The organism is Mesobacillus sp. QJM3NY_10, from assembly GCF_056173465.1.
Window position 1 is genome coordinate 4,528,059 of the sequence record NZ_CM149675.1, and the last position, 20,928, is coordinate 4,548,986.

Annotated in this window: 19 protein-coding genes; 2 read left to right on the forward strand and 17 right to left on the reverse strand. The window is 45.8% G+C overall.

Annotated features, from left to right (window positions below; translation table 11 throughout):
• Positions 1–35 precede the first annotated feature (35 nt).
• From AC0VX7_RS22635 to essC, 9 genes are all read right to left on the reverse strand, one after another.
• On the reverse strand, positions 36–827 hold the full coding sequence (locus AC0VX7_RS22635) for a PP2C family protein-serine/threonine phosphatase (RefSeq protein WP_475426037.1): 792 nt from the start codon (positions 825–827) through the stop codon (positions 36–38).
• 20 nt (positions 828–847) lie between these two features.
• Positions 848–2,164 carry an FHA domain-containing protein gene (locus AC0VX7_RS22640; protein ID WP_475426038.1) on the reverse strand — a complete coding sequence of 439 codons (1,317 nt, stop codon included), beginning with the start codon at positions 2,162–2,164 and terminating at the stop codon, positions 848–850.
• 349 nt (positions 2,165–2,513) lie between these two features.
• Positions 2,514–2,816: a pore-forming ESAT-6 family protein gene (locus AC0VX7_RS22645; RefSeq protein ID WP_041964573.1), complete on the reverse strand. Its 303-nt coding sequence runs from the start codon at positions 2,814–2,816 to the stop codon at positions 2,514–2,516.
• A gap of 30 nt (positions 2,817–2,846) precedes the next feature.
• Entirely contained in the window at positions 2,847–3,149 is a 303-nt protein-coding gene (locus tag AC0VX7_RS22650; RefSeq protein WP_041964574.1) for a WXG100 family type VII secretion target, read from the reverse strand.
• 148 nt (positions 3,150–3,297) lie between these two features.
• A complete protein-coding gene (locus tag AC0VX7_RS22655) occupies positions 3,298–3,489 on the reverse strand; it encodes a hypothetical protein (protein WP_226602913.1) in 192 nt (63 codons plus the stop codon).
• A 3-nt stretch (positions 3,490–3,492) separates the two neighbouring features.
• Positions 3,493–4,896 carry an Mbeg1-like protein gene (locus AC0VX7_RS22660; protein ID WP_475426039.1) on the reverse strand — a complete coding sequence of 468 codons (1,404 nt, stop codon included), beginning with the start codon at positions 4,894–4,896 and terminating at the stop codon, positions 3,493–3,495.
• A 4-nt stretch (positions 4,897–4,900) separates the two neighbouring features.
• Positions 4,901–5,638: a hypothetical protein gene (locus AC0VX7_RS22665; protein ID WP_475426040.1), complete on the reverse strand. Its 738-nt coding sequence runs from the start codon at positions 5,636–5,638 to the stop codon at positions 4,901–4,903.
• 152 nt (positions 5,639–5,790) lie between these two features.
• Entirely contained in the window at positions 5,791–6,042 is a 252-nt protein-coding gene (locus AC0VX7_RS22670; RefSeq protein WP_475426041.1) for a methyltransferase, read from the reverse strand.
• Positions 6,035–10,657: a type VII secretion protein EssC gene (gene essC, locus AC0VX7_RS22675; protein ID WP_475426042.1), complete on the reverse strand. Its 4,623-nt coding sequence runs from the start codon at positions 10,655–10,657 to the stop codon at positions 6,035–6,037. Before essC ends, AC0VX7_RS22670 begins: the two co-directional genes overlap by 8 nt.
• 426 nt (positions 10,658–11,083) lie before the next feature.
• Between essC and AC0VX7_RS22680 the strand changes: the two genes are divergently transcribed.
• Positions 11,084–11,401, forward strand: a complete 318-nt coding sequence (locus AC0VX7_RS22680) for a hypothetical protein (RefSeq protein WP_475426043.1) — start codon at positions 11,084–11,086, stop codon at positions 11,399–11,401.
• Between the two features lie 239 nt (positions 11,402–11,640).
• Here AC0VX7_RS22680 and spoIIID read toward each other — a convergent pair whose 3' ends face one another.
• The gene (spoIIID, locus tag AC0VX7_RS22685; RefSeq protein WP_031307660.1) at positions 11,641–11,913 is read right to left on the reverse strand and encodes a sporulation transcriptional regulator SpoIIID; all 273 of its coding nucleotides are present in this window, start codon (positions 11,911–11,913) and stop codon (positions 11,641–11,643) included.
• Between the two features lie 393 nt (positions 11,914–12,306).
• Between spoIIID and AC0VX7_RS22690 the strand changes: the two genes are divergently transcribed.
• Entirely contained in the window at positions 12,307–13,095 is a 789-nt protein-coding gene (locus AC0VX7_RS22690; protein ID WP_475426044.1) for a LysM peptidoglycan-binding domain-containing protein, read from the forward strand.
• Positions 13,096–13,129: 34 nt separating this feature from the next.
• Here AC0VX7_RS22690 and AC0VX7_RS22695 read toward each other — a convergent pair whose 3' ends face one another.
• From AC0VX7_RS22695 to AC0VX7_RS22725, 7 genes are all read right to left on the reverse strand, one after another.
• Positions 13,130–13,477, reverse strand: coding sequence for a hypothetical protein (locus AC0VX7_RS22695; protein ID WP_475426045.1), 348 nt, complete (start codon positions 13,475–13,477; stop codon positions 13,130–13,132).
• Positions 13,478–13,669: 192 nt separating this feature from the next.
• A complete protein-coding gene (locus AC0VX7_RS22700; protein WP_475426046.1) occupies positions 13,670–14,335 on the reverse strand; it encodes a 3'-5' exonuclease in 666 nt (221 codons plus the stop codon).
• Between the two features lie 145 nt (positions 14,336–14,480).
• Positions 14,481–16,367, reverse strand: a complete 1,887-nt coding sequence (locus tag AC0VX7_RS22705) for a DUF294 nucleotidyltransferase-like domain-containing protein (protein ID WP_475426047.1) — start codon at positions 16,365–16,367, stop codon at positions 14,481–14,483.
• The gene (locus AC0VX7_RS22710; protein ID WP_475426048.1) at positions 16,351–18,018 is read right to left on the reverse strand and encodes a sodium:solute symporter family protein; all 1,668 of its coding nucleotides are present in this window, start codon (positions 18,016–18,018) and stop codon (positions 16,351–16,353) included. The genes AC0VX7_RS22705 and AC0VX7_RS22710 overlap by 17 nt, the downstream gene beginning before the upstream one ends.
• 44 nt (positions 18,019–18,062) lie before the next feature.
• On the reverse strand, positions 18,063–18,365 hold the full coding sequence (locus AC0VX7_RS22715; protein WP_475426049.1) for a DUF4212 domain-containing protein: 303 nt from the start codon (positions 18,363–18,365) through the stop codon (positions 18,063–18,065).
• A gap of 372 nt (positions 18,366–18,737) precedes the next feature.
• Positions 18,738–18,920 (reverse strand): hypothetical protein, encoded by a 183-nt coding sequence (locus AC0VX7_RS22720; protein WP_215032141.1) that lies wholly within the window; start codon positions 18,918–18,920, stop codon positions 18,738–18,740.
• A 348-nt stretch (positions 18,921–19,268) separates the two neighbouring features.
• Entirely contained in the window at positions 19,269–20,873 is a 1,605-nt protein-coding gene (locus tag AC0VX7_RS22725) for a gamma-glutamyltransferase family protein (protein WP_475426050.1), read from the reverse strand.
• Between the last annotated feature and the right edge of the window lie 55 nt (positions 20,874–20,928).

Here is a 20,928-nt window from a genome sequence, read left to right on the forward strand (position 1 = left end):
CCCAGAAACGCAGGGGTGATTCCAAATAACCCCATTTATTGGGACGAGAGAACCGTCCCCATGTCCCGTTTCGCCAGCAGAATCGAGATATTGTCTGTTTCCTGGCGTTCTTTTGCGAGCTCGACTAACTCAACGAGCTTTTCTTTCATGCTTTTTTCTTCGGTAAAATGATGCGGATTCAGGTTTGTGAGCATTTCATCATCTGTGATTTCATGGTAAAATCCGTCGGTGCAGAGCATATACATCATTCCGCTTTCTATTTCGCCGGATGTAATGACGACGTTGATGTCCTTTGTTGCGCCAACACACTGGAGCAGCACATTCCGCCGCGGGTCGATCCTTGCCTGTTCTGCGGTAATATTGCCTCGCTGCAGCTCGCGTTCGACGAGCGTCTGGTCTTCGGTCAATTTTGCAAGTTTGTCATTAATGCTGTATGCCCTGCTGTCACCAATCTGCACAATGTAATACTGCGTTTGGAGGATGAGCAAAGCTGTAATCGTTGTCCCAAGCTTGATGTTATGAGCCTCGCCGTATTCAAAGACTTTTTTGTTCAGCTCGCGCACTCGTTCCTCAAGTTTTACGGGGATTTCCTTTTCTGTAATATCGGCCTCCAGAAGTTCCGGCAATTCGTTGTCGAACCAGTCGGACATCCCGCTGATAACCGTTGCGCTCGCCAATTCACCGTGAGAAAGTCCGCCCATTCCGTCACAGATAACAAACAAGCCGATTTCTCCTTCAGGTGTCTTCGCTGTTTTCAGCAACAGGCCATCCTGATTCGTTTTCTTCTTGATTCCAATGTCCGTATGATAGGCCACTTGAAATGCCATCTTTGTTCCTCCTATCAATATCAGTAAAGCCTAAAGATGAATTCCTCGTTCGCGAGCTTGATTCTGTCTTCATGCTTGATTTTGACTTTTTCCTTTGGCGACACCTTTACGCCGTTTACAAAACTGCCATTTGTAGAATGATTGTCTTCCAGGAAGTATTCGCCGTTCGATACGACGAGATGGGCATGGACACGGCCGATCACTTTGTTTTCCGATGCAAAATCCGCCCTCATCGGATCGCGGCCGATTTTGAAAAGGTCTTTGGCAATCGTGACTTTTTCATTTTTGGACACGGCCAGTAAATACGGCCTGCGGGTTGAATGTCCGAGAGTTGTTGTACCCTCATCCTCATCTGCCATTACACCAAGTACTGTTGTGCCTTCGTGCTCTGGTTCACTGTTGCTGGCAATAGCCGGATGAATATTGATTGAAGTACCGCCGCCGAGTGCCGAAGCTTCTTTTAACAAAGCGTTGTTGTCACCAAGCTCTGCCCTAGTAATCCGTTTGTAGTTAACTTCTTCCTCAATTTCAAGCTTGCGGCCTGTTTTTACATCCTTTTTCTGGCTAGTATATTCGGAAGTCAGCACGCCATTGTCGACGCTTGTTTTAACAGAGTGGACCTCGCTGCCTGGACTGTAGAAATTCGGATTGATTGCTGGAATTTCAAGCTCCGGTTCTTCCTCCACGCTTTCCTCAACCACTTTGGCTAGTGGGAGTGCCGCTTCCTGCTTCGGTTTTTCCGGCATCTTATAAGGCTGCCGTACGAGTGTTTCATCTCCGACCAGTTCATTCATTTTTTCCAGCAGGTGTTCCGGAGAGACATCGTCTGTCTCGATCAGATAGTTATGGAGTTTGATAAAAAATGCGGCATCATCATTTTCATCGTAAGGAGCCGACAAGAGCAATTCACGCAGAAAGTCTTTAAGTGATACCTTTTCAAAAACATTATTTTTTACAGGAAGGTAGATAAAAACTAATCTGTTTGAAAAATTATCAATAAAGATGTCACGCTGGCTGAACACGAAGTTCTCGATATCCATGCCGGTTTCCCGGGCATCCACCAGTATTTCAGCAATGTTGAGGAAGCTATTGTATAGCTGTTCTTTCGTTGCTGGCGTGGAATTCAGCATTTCAAGCGTGTTATCGGAAATCATGTCATAGCGAAGAAAGCAGTTATCTCCCTCAAGAATCGCAGAACATGGCAGAATTCCCGGAATTCGGCTCGTCCTCAAAAGCTCAACCTGGCTGCCATCGATGTCTGCCTTGCTTCCAGCATGAAAATAAAGGAATTTCGAAATTCCATAGCTTTCTAATTTAAAATCCGCATGTTTGATCATCGCGCTTCGACTCCAATTTTGAATTTATGTATGATTTTCTTCCTGAAAAGGGCTCGTTTTCAGGACTTATATTATTTACTTACATTTAGAGCACTCTAATTTAGCGGTTTCCGGCCTTATTTAACGGTTAGAGTAATTTATTTAACGGTTGATCATGGTTTAGATAGGGTTATCCGTAACCAGCGCATTTTTAATCCCCGTTAGACTGCAGTTAATCCCCGTTGGGTGCTGGATAATCCCCATTGAGTGACGGATAATCCCCGTTGATGCTTTTCCCACGGTACAGGGGTTATTTTACAGAAGGGCAAACTGCACCAGCCGCTTGCCCCATACCCTCTGTAAAAAGTGATTACTTAAAAGAGCTGGCGTTGTTGTTAATCGCAGTTTCTGCAGTGTTGTAGTTTGTGACAGTGTTATCCAAGAATTTGGCGTAGCTGTCGACGACCTGGCGATATTCTTCAAATCGTGGTGCAAGTGAGTTGAAGTTGCCGCGGATGGTGTTGGATGCGTCGGAGTTCCATGATGACGCTAGTGCGTTCATGTCCTTCTTGATTTCTTCTAATCTAGTGGATAATTGCTGGTTCAGGGTGCGGATTTGGCCCGCCGTTTTGCTAACCTCGCCGAGCGAGATTTTGATTCCATCTCCTGCCAATGTATTTCACCTCCTGCGTTATGTTATGGATTAGTTGCTCAATCTCTTAGCCTGGTTAATGACTTCCGATTGAGTGTCGCGGTATGTCTTCGCGCTCATTTTCAAGAACTCAGAGTACTGTCTCATCAACTGAGTCATTTTGTTAAAATCGTCCATGAAACCCTTGATTTGCGCAGTGTATGCCTGGTTATCAGCACCCTGCCAAGCAGCAGCCATGGCTTCAACTTCGCTGAAAAGAGCTTTGTAGTTTCTTTCATAGTCAGCTGCCTGCTGGTCAATTTTGTTAGCAGTCGTTTCAAGCTTTGCTGGTTCAACAGTGATTGATCTTGCCATTCTTTTCACCTCCTTTAAAGCGGTGTTTATATATGAACTCTAAAAGAGTCATATTCTTCTATCTTCAAACATCGTGAGGCCGAATACCGTTCCCATGTCACACCTGGGACACGAGAACCGTCCCCATGTCCCCCATGTCCCCAAAGAGTCATATTCTACGTAACTTGTAGCTTACATAGCGGTATTTTTCCGCGGACCGGCGCAAACCCGAGGCCGCTTTTACAGAACCGATGCCTTTAAACTCATGGCCGAGGCCATTCGAGATGTCCTCGAGCTCACGGGCGATGGCGTTCGCTTCTGCAGCAATCCTATTAATCTTGCTTCTCACTTTCGGATCCATTGTCTACCCCCTGATTGAACCAGCTTTTCCGGCAAGATACCTTTCACTCTGCTGTAAAAGCTCTGCCGTGCGGTTCAGGTAATTGATGCTTTCTGGAATCCGGATATCGAAAGATGAGGCGATATCCGCAGCGAGGACATTATCCAGTCCCATGACACCCGCTTCCCAGTACAAATCGTCGATCATATCGTTCAGCTGGGCGACACGCCTCTGTACCGAGCGAAGCCGATTGGCGTAATAGAACAGCCTTGGGATGTCGACTTTTATATAGGGTTCGACGGGGAAGTTGTTGCCGTTCAGGCTGTCTATAAAACTGCCGATTTTAACAGCGGCCTTTGTAATAAGATCTGTAAAAAATGAATTTACCTTCTCCTCAAGTTCTCTCTTTGCCTTTGCCAAGCCAACGACAAGCTTCACTGTCTGCTCCCTGATAAGATGGGCAGCTGCAGTCATTGCTTTTGCCGTATAATGCATGACATACTTCGCTGCATTGGCAACAACGTAAGCGGCCTTATAAGCCTTTATTGGCGTAGAGGTAGAAAGTCCATAAAAGATGTCTTCAAAGATCATATTGTTTAGAACATACCTGCCAAACGATTGTCCGTTCTCATATACTCGATATTTTCCATTCTCATCAAATCCTGCACTGCTCGTCAGGGAATGGGGATAAAATGGATCCTTTATATCATAATCCTTTTTAAGACCAATCGTTTTATCGACATATGGCACTTTGCCAAGCTGAGAGACTGGATCATACGCATAGACGATAAAATCATGCCGGTCTCCCATTAACACCTCTCGCTCCTTCTGTGATAAGGACCACCAATATAACGGAGCAGCATTTATTACATATGCCTTGGTGTTATCATCCAGGTTGTTAATGAAGACGTAATCAGCCAAATTGCCACCCTTTGAATGACCAAGCAACAGCCTTTCACCTGATGTATCAGACAAATATTTTTGATAAAATGCATTCGCTTCCTTCTGTTGCGTTATTTCCACTCCCATTGAAGCTTCAAAGTTGGAGGTCCAATCCGTCCTTAGGTGACCCATATCCCCCATTGGCTCACTGCCTCTAAAGACTGCAGTTGCGTTGCCACTATTATCCTTAAACGAATAGCCTACAAAGCCTGAGTTGGAGTCGACTTCCGAATTATTACCTGTGTTTGGGTTATGGTTTTGGTATCCCGAAAGTGTGAGGTTTTTTAAATTGGAACCATCGTATTTAGCTTCCATATAAGCCTCTATTGCCTTAAAGCTGTCTTTGCTTGGATCTGCCTGCAGCTTGGCTACTGACCAAATAGTATCAATTGATTTACCATCCAACTCTTTATCTGTCGGCAAATCGTAATATGAGAGCATTAATAAAACATTTTTTTCCTCTTCAGTCAGATTATTAATGGACATAAAATCACCCTTCAGACTTATCGTAGTGTTGGGCTATTTCATCTGGAGAATTGATTCCAGTTAAATTGTCTACCATTATAGTGCCGTAGACATTGGCCTTCAGGTTTGACCATGGGATATTGTTAATATTTGAGGTCCTCATGTAATCTGAGATATCCTCAGATTCGTCCACAAACCCTACAGAAACTCCATAAAATTTCGTATTCTCTTTTTTCAGAGCCTCCAGAAGATTATAAACAGGTTCTGCATATTTAGAGATATCCGGCTCTCCCTCTGTTTTAATCGCGATTTTAACAGTAACATCAACTTCTTTATTCTCTGTAACATACTGTGAAAAAGGAATGTCAATCATACTTGGATCATATTTATCTCCCTGGGCTAAGAGCAACGTTTTATATTCAACTTCTTGGCCAAAATCACTTTTTATTTGCTCACTATACTTAGCATCCAACTCTTTTGACCACTTGGATAGGACATAGGTATCGTAAAACACCCCTGCCTCATTTCTGCTTTCACCCGCAATGAATACTAATTCTGGTTTACCCTCAGGATGGGCTATTACTTTGTCTTTTCCGTACATTTCTGGAAAAATGTCGCTGCCCTCTTTGGTACTTTCTACTTCAAACCTCTCTGCGTAAACCTTCTCTAAATGATCTACTACCTTACTCTCCGAACTCATACACCCCGCACCTCCCATAATCACGAATAAAATTGCCGCAGTCAGCTTGATCCACTTCTTCAAGTTCTTCACACCTTCCGTTTTAAAAGCAGGGACGGTCCGGTTTTGATAACCGCCCCTTGATCCAATATTCAAATTCTATGAGACACGAGAACCGTCCCTGCGTCGCGTTCAATCCAGTGGGACACGAGAACCGTCCCCATGTCCCAGCGTCCCTAAATCAACATCAACTTTGCACCGTTCATCAACCCGATCTCTTCGACGGTCTGGTTGATGTTTAAAATGGTGCCGGTTTTGCGGTCACAGAGGATGGTGTCGGGTGTTGCTGAGAAGTATCCTTGTGACAGTTCGGTCATGGTTCCTGCGAGCAGGTAGACGACTTCGTGCAGTTTGCTTTCGAGTGGCAGGAAGACGTCGTATGATTTTTCGGAGGCTGGGATGAAGACCTCTACGAGCACCTTATCCATGGTACGCTACCTCCTCTTGTTTGCTTTGTACTGAGGATAACAGCTTCACAAGTGTTGGTTTTCCTTTTGTCACAACATAGCCGAAGTCCGGCGGGATTTCCTGGTACATATCGTTTGTCACCTTGCCAAGCTTCATCACATATTGGTCAGTGATGCCGTTGCCTGCCCAGATGAAATCGCTAAGCGATACATGCTGCTTGAACCAGCTTTCGAATGAGACGGAGCTCAGTTTGTCGGCGCTGTCTGAGATGATCAGGTTCACATTGAGGCCATTGCCCTTTTCAAGGAAAACCTTGAGCTTATCCTGGCCGTCCGGCGACAGATACATCATCAGATCGGTGAAGGAATCAATGATGCAGGTGATGTTGCCGAACACTGGCGGCTGTTCGCCTGCTTCAATAGCATCCTTCGTCGTGTTATTCCGGTGGACGAGCGTGTTGAACAGGTAGACAATCGTATCTTCAAATTCAGTTGACTCGCAAATATACTTGTAATCTTGCGTGCGGCCAGCCGCGAAGTGCTCATTAGGGTCGATGACGATCAGCTCCCTGCCTTCCGTAGCGGAGAACATTTCAGCGACGCCCTGCATAAAGCTTGAGCACTGGTCATTCTGCAACGCGGTGACGATGTTTACATAGTTGCCAAGGAAATCGAAATGAGCTGTTTTCAGCGAGTTTTTCTCAATGCCGACTGGCACTTTGTTGCTGTTCATATTTTTTGCTTCATCACGCAGGTAGTTCAGATCGACTTTCTCAGGAAGGATCGGAACGCGCATTGCGGCCGGCTGCGTCCATGATTCCCGCAGGCTGTTGCAATAATCGGTGATGAAGGTATACATATTGTCCATATCGCTTGTGATATGGGCCGTCTGGAATTCATATGTTGTATCACTCTTGAAAATGCCTCGGCCCTTCGATTTGGAAGGATACACTCCGTCTGTATTGCCCAGTACGCCCGAGTATTCAGTCTGGTCATTCAGCTGGAGCACATACATCTGTTTAAAGTTCTGCAGCAGCCTGTAGCGTATCGCCCCTGTATTGATTGCGCTGACGATGAAGTAAATGCCATACTTCAGGCCCTCACGCGTCAGGAATGAAACACCTTCCTCAAGTTCCTCGAACATCTCGGAGAACGCTGCGTAGTTGTGGATCGCCACAACGATCGATGGCAGGCTCTCACCGGACATTTGGTTGTATGTGATAAAATCTCCGCCGTAATTCGAAAGAAGCTTCTTTCTCCGTTCAATCTCGCCTGTAAGCATCTTGAACAGATTGTGAATCTTCTCGCTTTCATGTGACAGCATGACATCGCCAACATGCGGTGCTTCCTTGAACCAGACAAGTGTCTCGGAACCGAAGTCCAGCAGGTAAAAATTCACTTCGTTTGGCGTGTGCTCTTCCATTAGCGAATATAGCATCGTCGTCAGGAAGGTCGTTTTTCCGCTCCCTGCGATTCCATAAATAACAGCATTGCCTTCATGGGTGATCGGCATCCGCATGACCATCTGCCTCTGGTTCGCTGGATCATCATATTCACCGATGATCGGGTTCAGTTCGAAGCCCTGCTGGACGACAGTATATTTCTTTTTCAGCTTATCGACGTAAATGAGCTCAGGAATCGGCTCAAGCCATAGCTGGCGTACCTTGATGTTCTCCTGCTGTGCCATCTTTGCAAGATATTCCGTGATTTCATCGATTTGCTTCGGCGGATTCTTGACCGACGTTTTGCGCTTGTCGATACGGGCATTTTTAATGACGCGTCCGAGGTCATCGATGACAACGACGCTGTCATCTTTGTGCTTTTCAACCCTGTCAGACGGATAGTAAGGCGCACCGGCCCATGCTGACTGTCCTAGCTCGAACAATTCGTTGAAGCCGACCTGGAGATAGAAACGTCCGGTCTGCTTCAATTCTGCGGCATCAGGACGCTTAATGACCTCCATACTGTCCGCTTTTTCCTGTACCTTCAAAGAGATACGGAATTTACTGTTGCTCCAGATTTGGTCATCGACGACACCTGATGGCTTTTGCGTTGCCAGGATCAGGTGGACGCCAAGGCTTCGGCCGATACGCGCTGCACTGACAAGCTGATCCATGAATTCAGGCTGCTGTGCCTTCAGCTCAGCAAACTCGTCGGAAATGATGAATAAGTGCTGCAGCGGCTCTGTAACCAGTCCTTCGCGATATAGTTTCTGATATTTATAGATATCGATGTTACTTTGATCAACAACTCTGCTCGTTTCGCTAAAGATAGCCTGACGGCGCTTCAGCTCACTCTGAATCGAAATAAGCGATCGGTTGACGGCGGCTCCATCAAGGTTTGTGATCGTCCCAGCAAGGTGCGGCAGATCCTCAAACGCATTGGCCATACCACCACCCTTGTAGTCAATCAGGATGAACGCAATCTCGTCCGGGTGATAATTGACCGCAAGCGATAAAATGAACGTCATGATAAATTCACTTTTTCCAGAACCGGTCATCCCGGCAATCAAGCCGTGCGGGCCATGGTATTTTTCGTGCAGATCAATCATGAATGGATCGCCCTGCGTATCGACGCCGATCTGAGTTTCGATCGTATGGACAGGATTGTTTTCCTTCCATCTCGTGAGCGCATTGAGATGCTCGATTTTACCGACACCAAACATTTCCAGGAATGTCAGCATATCAGGCAGGGTATAAGCTTTCTGTGAGGTATTAAGCTGGATATTGGCCAATTTTACGGCAAGATCTTCGGCATCCTCCTCCAAATAGCTGTCAGCATTAAAACCTACATACTTACCAGAGATATCATCCTTGTCATAGACCTTCGAAAAACTCTTGTCTAGTTCGATGACATTCGTACATTCCTTTGGCAGGTTTTTCAGCTCATCATAAAGGGCAATGAAGCTGAATTTGATGTTCTTCTTTTCTTTTAAAATAAGATTGATCATTTCGGCCTTCGATGCGAGGCTCTTGCTCATCGAGAAGACAATATAATGCTGATCGACTTCTGCAAGGTCTTCCTCAGCGAGCGCCTGGCGCGCAGTGATTTCTTTTTCAAAATAAGCCGAGAGCTCCTTGATTTCATTTGCATCTGTGGCAACGAAACGGATTGTCTTGCCATCATCCCAAACATGCGGCAGCCACTTCACGAAGTTCCACGTATCATGCTCGTGTTCGTCATAAATGAACACCAATTTTAACTCGTCATAGCTATGCAGTGCTGTCAGCTGAAAAATCAGCCCCTGGACGAAGCTCTTCACTTCTTCCCGTCTGCCAATGATTCCGGTGATCCGTTCCTCTGTCAGGTCAACCGTGACCGGAACATCCTTGAGGATTTGTGGCTTATCAACAATCTGGTAAAGCTCATCCTGAAGGTTATCGTCCTCAAGCATGAAGCGTTTTTCCGGATACTTGATTTCTGCGTTTAAGGGCAGGTCACCTATTCCAAGACGCACTTTCAGAAAATCATTCTGTCCTATCCCGCGTTCCCACAGGTTCCGCTGGCGGCGCTTGATCCTCGTCAGGCAGTTTTCCAGCGTGACGTGATTCTCTAACAGAATTTCACTCTGGTGCTTGCACTCATCCGCAATTACCTGCTTCATTTCCGCAAGGTATTTCAGATATTTTTCCTGGCGAATGCCTTCGAGTTTGATGCGGCGCTTTTTCTCATATTTCTTTGTCAGGATCGGCCAGAGCACAGTCCCAACCATCATGCTGATCGACATAACGAGCATTGGCAGCGCTTGAATAATATCTCCGTCTCTGCTCATGACGTTCTGTAACATCAGGAGTCCTGTGAACAAGGAAGCCATCCCCATGGTGATCGACGGTCCCAACAATAGCATGAGTGGCGTTTCGTCAGGGTTTTGCTGCTGCGGCGGCGGATCGATTTTAATGGTCGTTTCCTCAATATCCCGTTTGAAGCGCGGGGAACGGTAAAACAGCTGATCATTTTCTTCTTCAATATGTATTTCATCGAGGTTGATTTCTTTTTTCACTACCGGTTTTTCAGCAATAAAGGAGTTAAACGCGTTCCGGTCAAGGAACACGGATTTATGAGGATTGTTCAGCGACAATAGGCGGCCATTGAAAATAATTTTAAGACCCATGATGAAGATGACATCTCCTACATCCAGCACCTTCTCTTTAATTCTCTCACCATTAACATAGGTACCATTTGAACTGTTGAAATCTTTGATGACAGCCTTGCCATCGTCGCTGCTGTATTCAATGACACAGTGTGAGCCGGATACAAGTTTATTCGAAAAACAAATTTGGCTGTCCTGTGAGCGTCCGATTTTAATGACATTACTGGTGGCGATATGTTTTGTGAATTCGTTGCGATCCGCCGTTTGCGGCTCGACATAAACTAGCGCGGATTGATCATTGTTGCGGTGAATACTATATGTTTTGAATGGTTCTATGAGGACCTTTGATTGTATTTCGTTTGCGGTATCTTTCAAGAATGCATGTTTATTAGATTTTAGGTACCAGCGGCCATCTTCCGCCTCAACAGCCAGCATATCTACTGGGTTATGGTCCTTATCTTCAGTATTCAGTATGTATCTCCCGGTTACCCGTTCGGGCAGCACGAGGTCAAACGCCCGATTGCGGTCAAAAAGTGTGAGAATCAACTCCATACCCCCATCCCAAAATATTTCTATTCCTATAGTATGTATAGTGGTAATTTCATATTTTTTACCATTTTAGCTCAAAAAGTGTAATTTTACATCAAACCTTTGGTTCATCTCTAAATATATAAATATCTTACAATATCAGGAATTATATTCAACTAATTACCCCCTTAATTGGAAAAATAGGGATATTAGTCCTAGTTGAGCTTTAAGTGGTTTCGGATAAAATGAGTTTCAGGTCGGAACTAATATTAAGACAATAGTAAAACTAGTTCAATTTACCCTCATAAAATACATTTCAAACCTCAATATATCTAAAATATCCCAAATATTATCCTTAAATTTTACATTTTTCATGTGTTATTACTGGGATTTTTTTCAATAACGTAATATAATCTAAGAATCTAAAACGAGCAGGTGATCCAGATGAAGATTAATGTTGGCCAGGCGTATTCACAGGCGAATAGAATCAGTGATTACGCGCAAGATCTAAACGATATCAAAAGCAGGCTGCAGGACTTCAAGGGGAATCTAAACAGCGGATGGCAGGCCCAGGAGATGGTTTATATCAATAACGCCATCAACAGTATCAGCAGGGAAATTTCCGAACTTCAGACACTTCTTTTTTCGATTGGCCCTGATATTGTGGCAGTCGCGAATGAGATAAGAAGGGAAGAAGAGGCAAGAGAGGCAGCAGAACGAGCAGCTGCAGAAAAAGCAGCGGCGGAACGGAGGCCAGGCTAAAAAAAACTGGGCTACGATAAAGCAGCTAGGGGCATGCCGGCACTCAAGGACCGGCATGTCCACTTTTACGCATGATAAAAAGGCGGCAGCCTCCGCTATGTATAAAAGCAGAATCATACACGCCTTTTGTGGCGATGCCCGGCTTTTCTAAATCTAAGCTGGGCATTTTTCATTTTGTTGTCGGCAATGATCACACAGCTGAATTACGGTCCCTCCAATCTGTTAGTTTCAATACTTTTTCACTTAACCGGCTCTTCTTCCCTTTCCTCTTTGCGGTACTTCATTTTCGTGGCTTCCCCGCCTCTCAGATGGCGGATTGATTTATGATAATCAAGGATTTCTTTTACTTCATTGGCAAGGTCAGGGTTGATCTCAGGCAATCTTTCTGTCAGGTCTTTATGGACTGTACTTTTGGATACGCCAAACTCCTTCGCTATGACGCGAACTGTTTTTCTCGTCTCCACGATATACTTTCCAATCTTGATTGTTCTCTCTTTGATGTAATCGTGCACACCACTCGCCCTCCCTAAATTGGATGTGAGAAGTGTGAAATGAGACTCGCTTTTATCTGCTAATACTGTATTCCGCAAAAGTTGCATTGCGGCAGAAGGTTGGTCCTTCTGGATATTACTAAGATTAATCATGTCCCCGGCTGAATCCTCATATTGTTCAAACGACTCCTCACCTCAAACACTCTCTTTGTCAGGTTTGTAACATTTTATTAGCTTGGTTGAGGATATATGCACGAAAAAAGCAATAGGGACAAGGTATAGTGAAGTTTTTTGAAAAATACAACTATTTTAAAGGAGAAAAACTTTCCTATATACCCATATTTATGTACATAAAAACCTGTTTCTAAGCGAATTTCTGTTGAGGAGTTATTTTTCATTGGGGGAGAAGCAGACTTGATTACCTACAGACAAACTAGAAAACAGAGAATCAGAGAGCAGAAACGCAAAGTGACTTTGAAACGAAACAGAAAACTGATTGGCGTAGCGGTAGCCGGATCGGTGGCGGCAGGATTGATGCTTGGTATCAGTCAAAAGAAAACAGATGCAATAGGGTCCTCTTATACCGTCAAAAAAGGCGATACACTATACAGCCTGGCGAAGGAATATGATACATCGGTTGAATTGCTGAAGGAAGTAAACTCGTTACCTTCAGATATCATTAAAACAGGACAGAAACTAGAGGTACCTGTAGAGGCTGAAGCGGGGATTTATATCGTTAAAAAAGGCGATACATTGTTTTCCCTTGCTAAAAAGTACGGCGTTACCGTCAAGGACTTAAAAAAGGAAAATAAATTGGTCACCGATTCCATTTATGTTGGACAAGCCCTTTCAGTACCAACCCATGGCTTTGAAAACAATGAAGGAGTTTACGTGGTCAATCCAGGGGATACATTGTTCAATATCTCCCAGCGATTCGGTGTAAGCTTGAAAGAATTAAAGCAAGCTAGTGGTCTGAAGGAAGACATGGTGCTGATCGGCCAGCAGCTGGTCATTCCAGGGGAAATTGAATTCATGGAAGCAACAGTTACAGGGGCAGCGGATAATTTCACCGTTGAGTTTGAGGCGGACGGTAAAGCCATTCCGTTGAAGGTTTCCTATAAGACCGCACGGAAGTATGAGGAACTGGCAGGACAACGAGTTGTCGTTATATATCGCAATGGTGCTTTAATTAATATTCAATAAAACAAAATGCTTAGAGTTTCTCTAAGCATTTTTCTTATATCCATATGAGATAATAAACACCCGCAGCAATCACTGCTATTGACATGGCTGCCGCACTTTGTTTAACACTTTTATCCAGGAGATCAAGACCACCATAAAACCAGCCAATAAATAGTATAGATGCCCCGGTGTGCTGAATAACGGGATTAAAAGCAATCATCCCAGAAAACATCAAAGCAAAACCTATATATCTAAATCCATCGTCCAGGTAATATAAGGGGTTTTTTAGCGAGGCTTTGATTTCCGCTTGCTCCTCTTCATTCATCTTCCTGTACATCCGTATAAAACGGACAATTGGTACACCCCACAACAATACCAAAAACACTATTTGCACGGCATCCATGCATTTCCCCCATTTTCCATGACAAGTAGAATAAAACTACATTTTTACAAAATTGCAAAATACATATTTTTACACTATCAGCATTATATGAGATGATCAAGACAGAATCCACCTCGAATCGCCGAGCGATATGCCTTTTTCCTAATCAAATACTTTCGATCACGTATCGCTGGCCGATATATCCGTTTCCACTTAAAACTGCATCGACCTCATCTGGCTTTCGGTAGCCTTGATCAGCTCCCCCCAGGTGGAATGCCCCCGGTCTTTGAACTGTTGCAAGAGTTCAGTGAACAGGTAAGCTGTAGTCAATGCATCGCCCACCGCACTGTGGCGTTCATATATCCGTGTGCCAAATGCCATCGCGTATCGTTCCAAGTCACGCATATCATATGAGGGAGCAATAAAACCAATCAGATCGAGTGTATCGATGGTGAACAGCTTTTTCAGCGCCAGCATTTCCCGTTTTAGTTCACTTTTCAGCACGAGGTGATCGAAGCCGACATAATGGCCGACGAGGCATACTGCCTCGTGCGACCCAACATAGTCAAAGAAGTCATGTATTGCCTCTGTTGCCACCGGTGCTCCCGTAACTTTGTCATTCGAAATCGATGTCAACTCCATTATTTCCCGAGAAATTTGTCGCTCCGGGTTCACATATGTCTGGAAACGGTCATTTTCCTCCACCTTCAGCCCCCTTACCGGCACACCGCCAATTTCAATGAGCCGGTCAGTGGTCGCCACCTGGAATCCCGTCGTCTCCGTGTCGAAAACAACAAACGTAAGATCATCGATTTTAGTCGATAAAGGAATCTTTTCATACCTAAGCGGGCAGGAAATATTCTTCCGTTGAAAAAACATGCCAGCCTCCTTTCACGGTGCCTGTTTTCGTTAAGATTTTGCCGGATTTCTTTCTTGTTTTAGGGGCGCATTGACAATCATCATCCGAATCTCAAAAATCCCTTTCTAGTAATATGTGCGGCCTCTGAACTTTGTCGAAACGATATTACACTGAGAATCTAGCAAAAACCATTCCTTGAAGTTCGCGGAGTGTTCGCAGGCTCAAGATTAGTTCTTCTTTTTGTCTGGTCGACATGGTGGCAAATGATAGGACGGAGCTGCCGCCATTATTGCCCCACCTTTGCCTGATATAAAGGTCTAACACGTGGCTGAAGGCTTCTTTGAGGTCCTCTGTGTACCCTTCGGTAAAGATACCCTTTTCTTTTAAACTAGCGATTTTCTCTAGTGGCGTTCCCGGGATTCCTCCGTAATAAAGTGATAGGATTTGCAGGCTGTGGTGGAAGGGAAACAAGATTTCTTTTTTCATATCAATGCTCTTCCTTCCGAGCTTGAACAGCGCGCGGATTGGTTCATCCAGCGTCGGGATTTCCTGCTCACGTTCGGCCTGGACCATCCGATACAGGAAGATTTTTGAGCGGTCAAGCAGCTCGGCAATTTTTGCTTCGAACTCCACGTCTAGCACTTCGCTCCCCGCTACGAAACGATAGGAGAAAAAGTTTTGTGCCAGCAGAAGATTTTCGTTTGTGGACTGCAGCATCCACTTCCTGACGCGATCCTGCCATTGTAGCAGCGTCCCTCTCCACTGCTCCTCACTCGACATCATCAAGCCCTTGCAGCGAGCGTAGCCGGCTGCCTCCAGCCTTGCAGTGATCTCCGCTCCTAATTTTTCAAAGTAGCCATGTTCACTCGTTTCTCCATACACAAGGAAATGATCCTGATCCGTCAGCATGAACTGTTCCCCTCGGCCTGCAGAACCCATTAAATAAAACGCAAAAGGTGCTGGGGGCTCCAATCCTTTCTCGCAAAGTGCCTTAAGAGATAGTTCGACTGCTCTCCCTATCAATCGGTCGTATAATTTCGTGATGATATCAAGCAACGCTAGAGGCGGAACTCGGTCTCGCAACAGCGTTTCGGTAATTTCATAGATTGCTGCCTTGATCTCAGGAAGGCTCGTTTCATCGGTCTCTTCAATTTTCTTTATTGTCCTCATCACACTATCATTCTTTTTCCGGAGCAAATCGGTCAGTGTGACAACCCCGGAAATTTTCCCATCATCAACCACCGGCAGATGCTTGATTCCGTTCAGCAAAATTTTCGATAACGCATCGTAATAGTAAGCAAACCTGGATATCGTTACGGGTTTCTCCGTCATCACTAGCCTGGATGGCTCTTCAACAGAAATTCCCTTCGCCACCACCCGACCGACGATGTCCCGTTCGGTGATGATTCCTTTTAACTCTTGCTGTTCCACGACAAGTACCGAGCTTGTCTGTGAATCGGCCATCTTCTGCGCAGTTTCTTTGATGCTTGTTACTGGAGAAACTGATACTATTTCTTCAGTCATCAGATCCTGGACCCTCGCTAAAATCGTCTCTCCCTCGCCAATTCCCTTCGCCATTTTCACCTGCTCCGCAAGTGATCCATAAACATCTTTCAGCCTGATCGAAACCTGGGACAGCAGGTAATCATGGACATCCTGATCATCCCACCTTTTTGCCAGGACGGAAAAAGGAATCAGCAGTGCCTGAACATCGTCTACAGACCTGACCTCGACATTGGCCTGTGGTTTATCGGCACTCGTAAATCCGAGGAACTCTGCCAGACTTGAAAACCCAACAATTTCACCTTTTCGGATGACTTCAAGGACTTCTTCCTGGCCGGCGGCATTTTTCACGAACACCTCAGCAATTCCCTGTAAAATCAATAAAAGCCCCTGACGTGGTGTGTCCGTCTTGAGCATCATTTCTTTTTTTACATAGGTAAGAGCTTCGCATTCCTCGACAAGGGAAAGGGCCGTGCGTTCATCCACCCCCTGAAACAGGGGATGGAACTGCACAGCCTTCCAAATTTCCTTATTAAGCTTTTGTTGCATCGTCATTCATCCAAACTTCGCCGTTCTTATAAGTCATCTGTTCAGGATAGCGAAGGTCGAGTACTTCCTCCTGAATTTTTTGCGATGGAGCCGGAGTCGCAAGTGAAACAATGACGTTCGCAAGGAATGCAGCTGTCGCGCCGAATACCCCAGCACCAGTATCGATGATGCCAAGAATCGTGAAACCGCCGTATTTTGCTGCGAAAATGTATCCGAGTGTCACAGCAAGACCGATGAGCATACCGGCGATGACACCTTGTGAATTCGAACGCTTCCACCATACACCAAGGATCAGGGCTGGGAAGAACGTTCCGCTAGCAAGAGCGAAGGCCCAGGCAACGATTTGCGTGATCGCTCCCGGAGGATTAAGGGCGATCAAGCCTGCAAACAATGTAGCGACAACGATTGAAATACGCGCCACATTCAGGCGAGTTTTTTCCGTAGCGTTTGGCTTCATGACACGGTAGTATATATCGTGCGCAAAAGCTGATGATATTGCGATCATCAAGCCGCCGGCTGTAGAAAGGGCTGCGGCCATAGCGCCTGCCGCTACAAGGCCGATGACGAATACCCCTAGGTTTGCGATCTCAGGTGTAGCCATAACGACGATATCGTTGGAGATGATCAACTCACTCCACTGAAGGACTCCATCGCCATTTCCGTCGGCAACTTGAAGCTTTCCAGTATCGACCCATGTTTTGGTCCAGGCAGGAAGCTCACTGATTTTGCTGCCTGCTACCTTTGTCATTAGGATGAAGCGTGAGAACGCCGCATAAGCAGGCGCTGACAGGTAAAGCAACCCGATGAAAAGAAGTGCCCAGGCGCCTGACCAGCGAGCAGCCTTCATCGTTGATACAGTATAGAAACGGACGATTACGTGCGGAAGACCCGCCGTACCGGCCATCAATGTAAACATAAGGGCAAGGAACTGCCATTTCGTGCCGTTTGTAAATGGCGCGAAGTATTCCGAGATACCGAGTTCACGATCAAGCTCTCCCATTTTTCCAACGAGCTCACCGTAAGAAAGCCATGGAAGCGCGCTGCTTGTAACCTGGAGAGACATGAAAATGACCGGAATCAAGTACGCAATGATCAATATGATATACTGCGCAACCTGTGTCCATGTAATCCCTTTCATACCGCCAAAAGCAGCGTATGTTGCGATCAGGACCACACCGATCATCGTGCCGAGCTTCGCATCGATTTCGAACAGTCGCCCGATAACCACACCGGAACCGGAAAGCTGCCCAATCGAATAGGTAAAGCTGATGATGATCGTTGAAATCGCCGCGATGACGCGTGCCGTATGGCTGTTGTATCGGTCACCAATAAATTCAGGAACCGTGTAGCGGCCGTACTTCCTGAGCTGTGGCGCTAGCAGGAAGGTCAGGAGCAAATATCCGCCCGTCCAGCCCATGATATACGCAAGGCCGTCATAGCCAAGCAGCATGATGGTACCGGCCATCCCGATAAAGGATGCAGCACTCATCCAGTCAGCGCCAATCGCCATACCATTAAAAATTGGCGGAACGCCGCGACTGGCAACATAGAAGTCAGACGTCTGCTTAGCCGTATTGTAAATCGCAATCCCGATATACAAACCAAATGTAGCTAAAATAATAGATAATGAGACCAAGAATTGTGTATCCAAAGTTCTCCCCCTTATTCAAACGCTCTTTTTTCTTTCTCCGTGACTTAGTGGTCCAGGCTCTTTCCTTCGCTCAGCTTGACGTTCTTCTCCTCATCGATTCCATACTTCCTGTCAATTCCATCGCTAAGTTTGGCATTGACAAACAGCAGGATGATGAATGTTACCACTGCACCCTGCGCTCCCATGAAATAGTGGAACGGGAAGCCTCCGATTGAAATCTCGCTTAGCGGCTCGGCAATCATCACTGTGCCGAACGAAACGAGGAACCAGATGATGAAATAGATGATCATGTTACGGGTCTTTTCACGGAAATACGCGTCAGCAACTGACTTATCAATTTTCTTCACATTTACACCCCTTTGGTTTTGCTAATCCCCTTTGTATAATCCTTCATGAATGACAGACACAGCCTTACAATTGAAAGCTTTCTTCACTCCTTTATTTATGGATTTGAATTATAAGCTCTGTTAAACACGGCTGTTGATTTTCGTTCCAGGCGCTTCGCTTTCCGCGGGCAGTCCGGGAGCCTCCTCGGCGCTTCAAGCGCCTGCGGGGTCTCCCGATGACTTGCTCATCCCGCAGGAGTCTTCGCGCCTTCCACTACAATCAACAGGATGTAAAAACAAAATTTAGCTTTAACAGAGCCAGATTATATGAACCTTGTGTCAAGCAAGGTTTATAACTATTTCTGTGGAAAAATGATATGGAATCTGGATGAATTAACTCAAGCTGAAGATGAATTTTAGCGTTTCGAAAAATGGTGCCGGTACCATGATGATCTGGATGAGGAAGTAGAGAAATATGCTCAGGAACGGGACTGCCAGGAAAATTAACTTGTTTTTCTTTAAGCCAAGGAAAAGGCTTATGCCGGTAATCACCAGCAGGCCGATTAAAATGATCACGTTGATTCCTCCTGTGTAAAAGTTAATGACGATATATTTGCATAGATGTGAATAAAAATTATTTAACTAAATCTTTAGAAAATTTAATTTAATTATCCATATAATGTCCAGGCAGGTCAATACGTTATTTCTAAAAAATGTAACCGCTTTCTATGTCGATATTTTTCCGGTCGTGGAAAAAATGTGAGTAATCATAAGGATTTACGGGGATATGAGCCCGAGGTGTTTGTCGAAAAAATTTTTTTAGCTGGTGCGGTATATTTCCCATAGTTTTGTATCGTTTGTAATGATTTTACAGAATAGTAAAAGGAACACTCTCCAGCGAGTGTTCCTTCATTAGAATATAATTTACCAACAGGCAATTGCGCCGTCGGTTCTCATTTCCGTTCCGCCGGTCAGCACGCCGGTTTCTGGATTGCGGACGATGACCTGGCCGCGGCCGAAGCTTCCGCCATCATATGCTACCTTCATCTTGTGCCCGCGTGAGGCGAGCTCCTTGACGATATGGTTCGGGAAGTTGTGCTCCACTTCGATTTGCTTGCCTTCGATCCATTGCCAGCGCGGTGCATCAAGCGCCGCCTGAGGATTCAAGCCAAAGTCAATCATATTCATCGCCACCTGAACATGCCCCTGTGGCTGCATATAGCCACCCATCACGCCGAATGGACCAACTGCCTGGCCATCCTTTGTGATGAAGCCTGGAATGATCGTATGGTATGTCTTCTTGCCCGGAGCAAGCGCGTTCGCATGACTTGGGTCAAGCGAGAAGTCATGTCCGCGGTTTTGCAGGCCTATTCCGGTGCCAGGCACGACAACCCCTGAGCCGAAGCCCATGTAGTTACTCTGAATGAAGGAAACCATGTTGCCTTCTCCATCCGCAGTCGACAGATAAACCGTTCCGCCTTTAGGAAGAGAACCCGGTTCAGGCATTCTAGCCTCATCGCTGATTTTCGCCCGAGCATCCTCACCATACTGCTCTGATAGTAGATCGGCTACCTTCGCCTGCATCGTATTAGGGTCGGTGACGTATTCCTTGCCGTCCGTGAACGCCTGCTTCATCGCTTCTAGCTGATGATGGACGCCCTGGACGTCATCACGATGGGTAAACTCATAACCTTTTAAAATATTCAATGCCATCAAGGCAACGATTCCCTGTCCATTCGGAGGGATTTCCCAGACTTCGTGCCCGCGGTATGAAACAGAAATCGGCTCTACCCACTCAGGGTGATAGTTTTCCAAATCGGATTTCCTCAGGAAAGCACCCGCTTTTTCAGAAGCTTCTGAGATTCTATCAGCAAGCGCCCCCCTGTAAAAGCTTTCTCCATTCGTTTCGGCGATTTCCTGGAGCGTGTTCGCATGGTCCTCCGATTTCCACATCTCGCCCACCTCAGGAACCTTGCCATTAGGAGCGAACACCCGGAACCACTCATCGTACTCCTCGCCCTGGAAGCGAGTCTTGTATGCATTGTAAGCACCCTTCCAGTATTTTGCGAGAATAGGAGTCAGCGGGTACCCATTGCGCGCATAATCAATCGCCGGCTGCAGCACTTCCGTAAGCGGCAGGCGACCAAATTTCTTCGATAACTCTGCCCAGGCTGATGGTGCTCCCGGAACTGTAACCGGAATCCAGCCATGTGAAGGCATTTTTTCATGGCCAAGCTCTTTCACTTTCTCAATCGAAATTGATTGTGGAGCAGGACCGCTCGCATTCAAGCCATACAGCTTATCTTTTACCCAAACAAGCGCGAACGCGTCGCCGCCAATCCCGTTAGAAGTCGGCTCAACAACCGTCAGACAAGCCGCTGTCGCAATCGCCGCATCAATCGCATTGCCGCCTTTTTTAAAAATATCAAGCCCAGCCTGAGCAGCAAGCGGCTGTGACGTAGCAACCATCCCATTGCGGGCCACTGACGCCATCCGCTGGGAAGGATAAGGATATGTATGCAAAGACATTTAGATTCCCCCAATATATTTTCGTCTTACGAAATATTATAGCAAAATAGCTGAA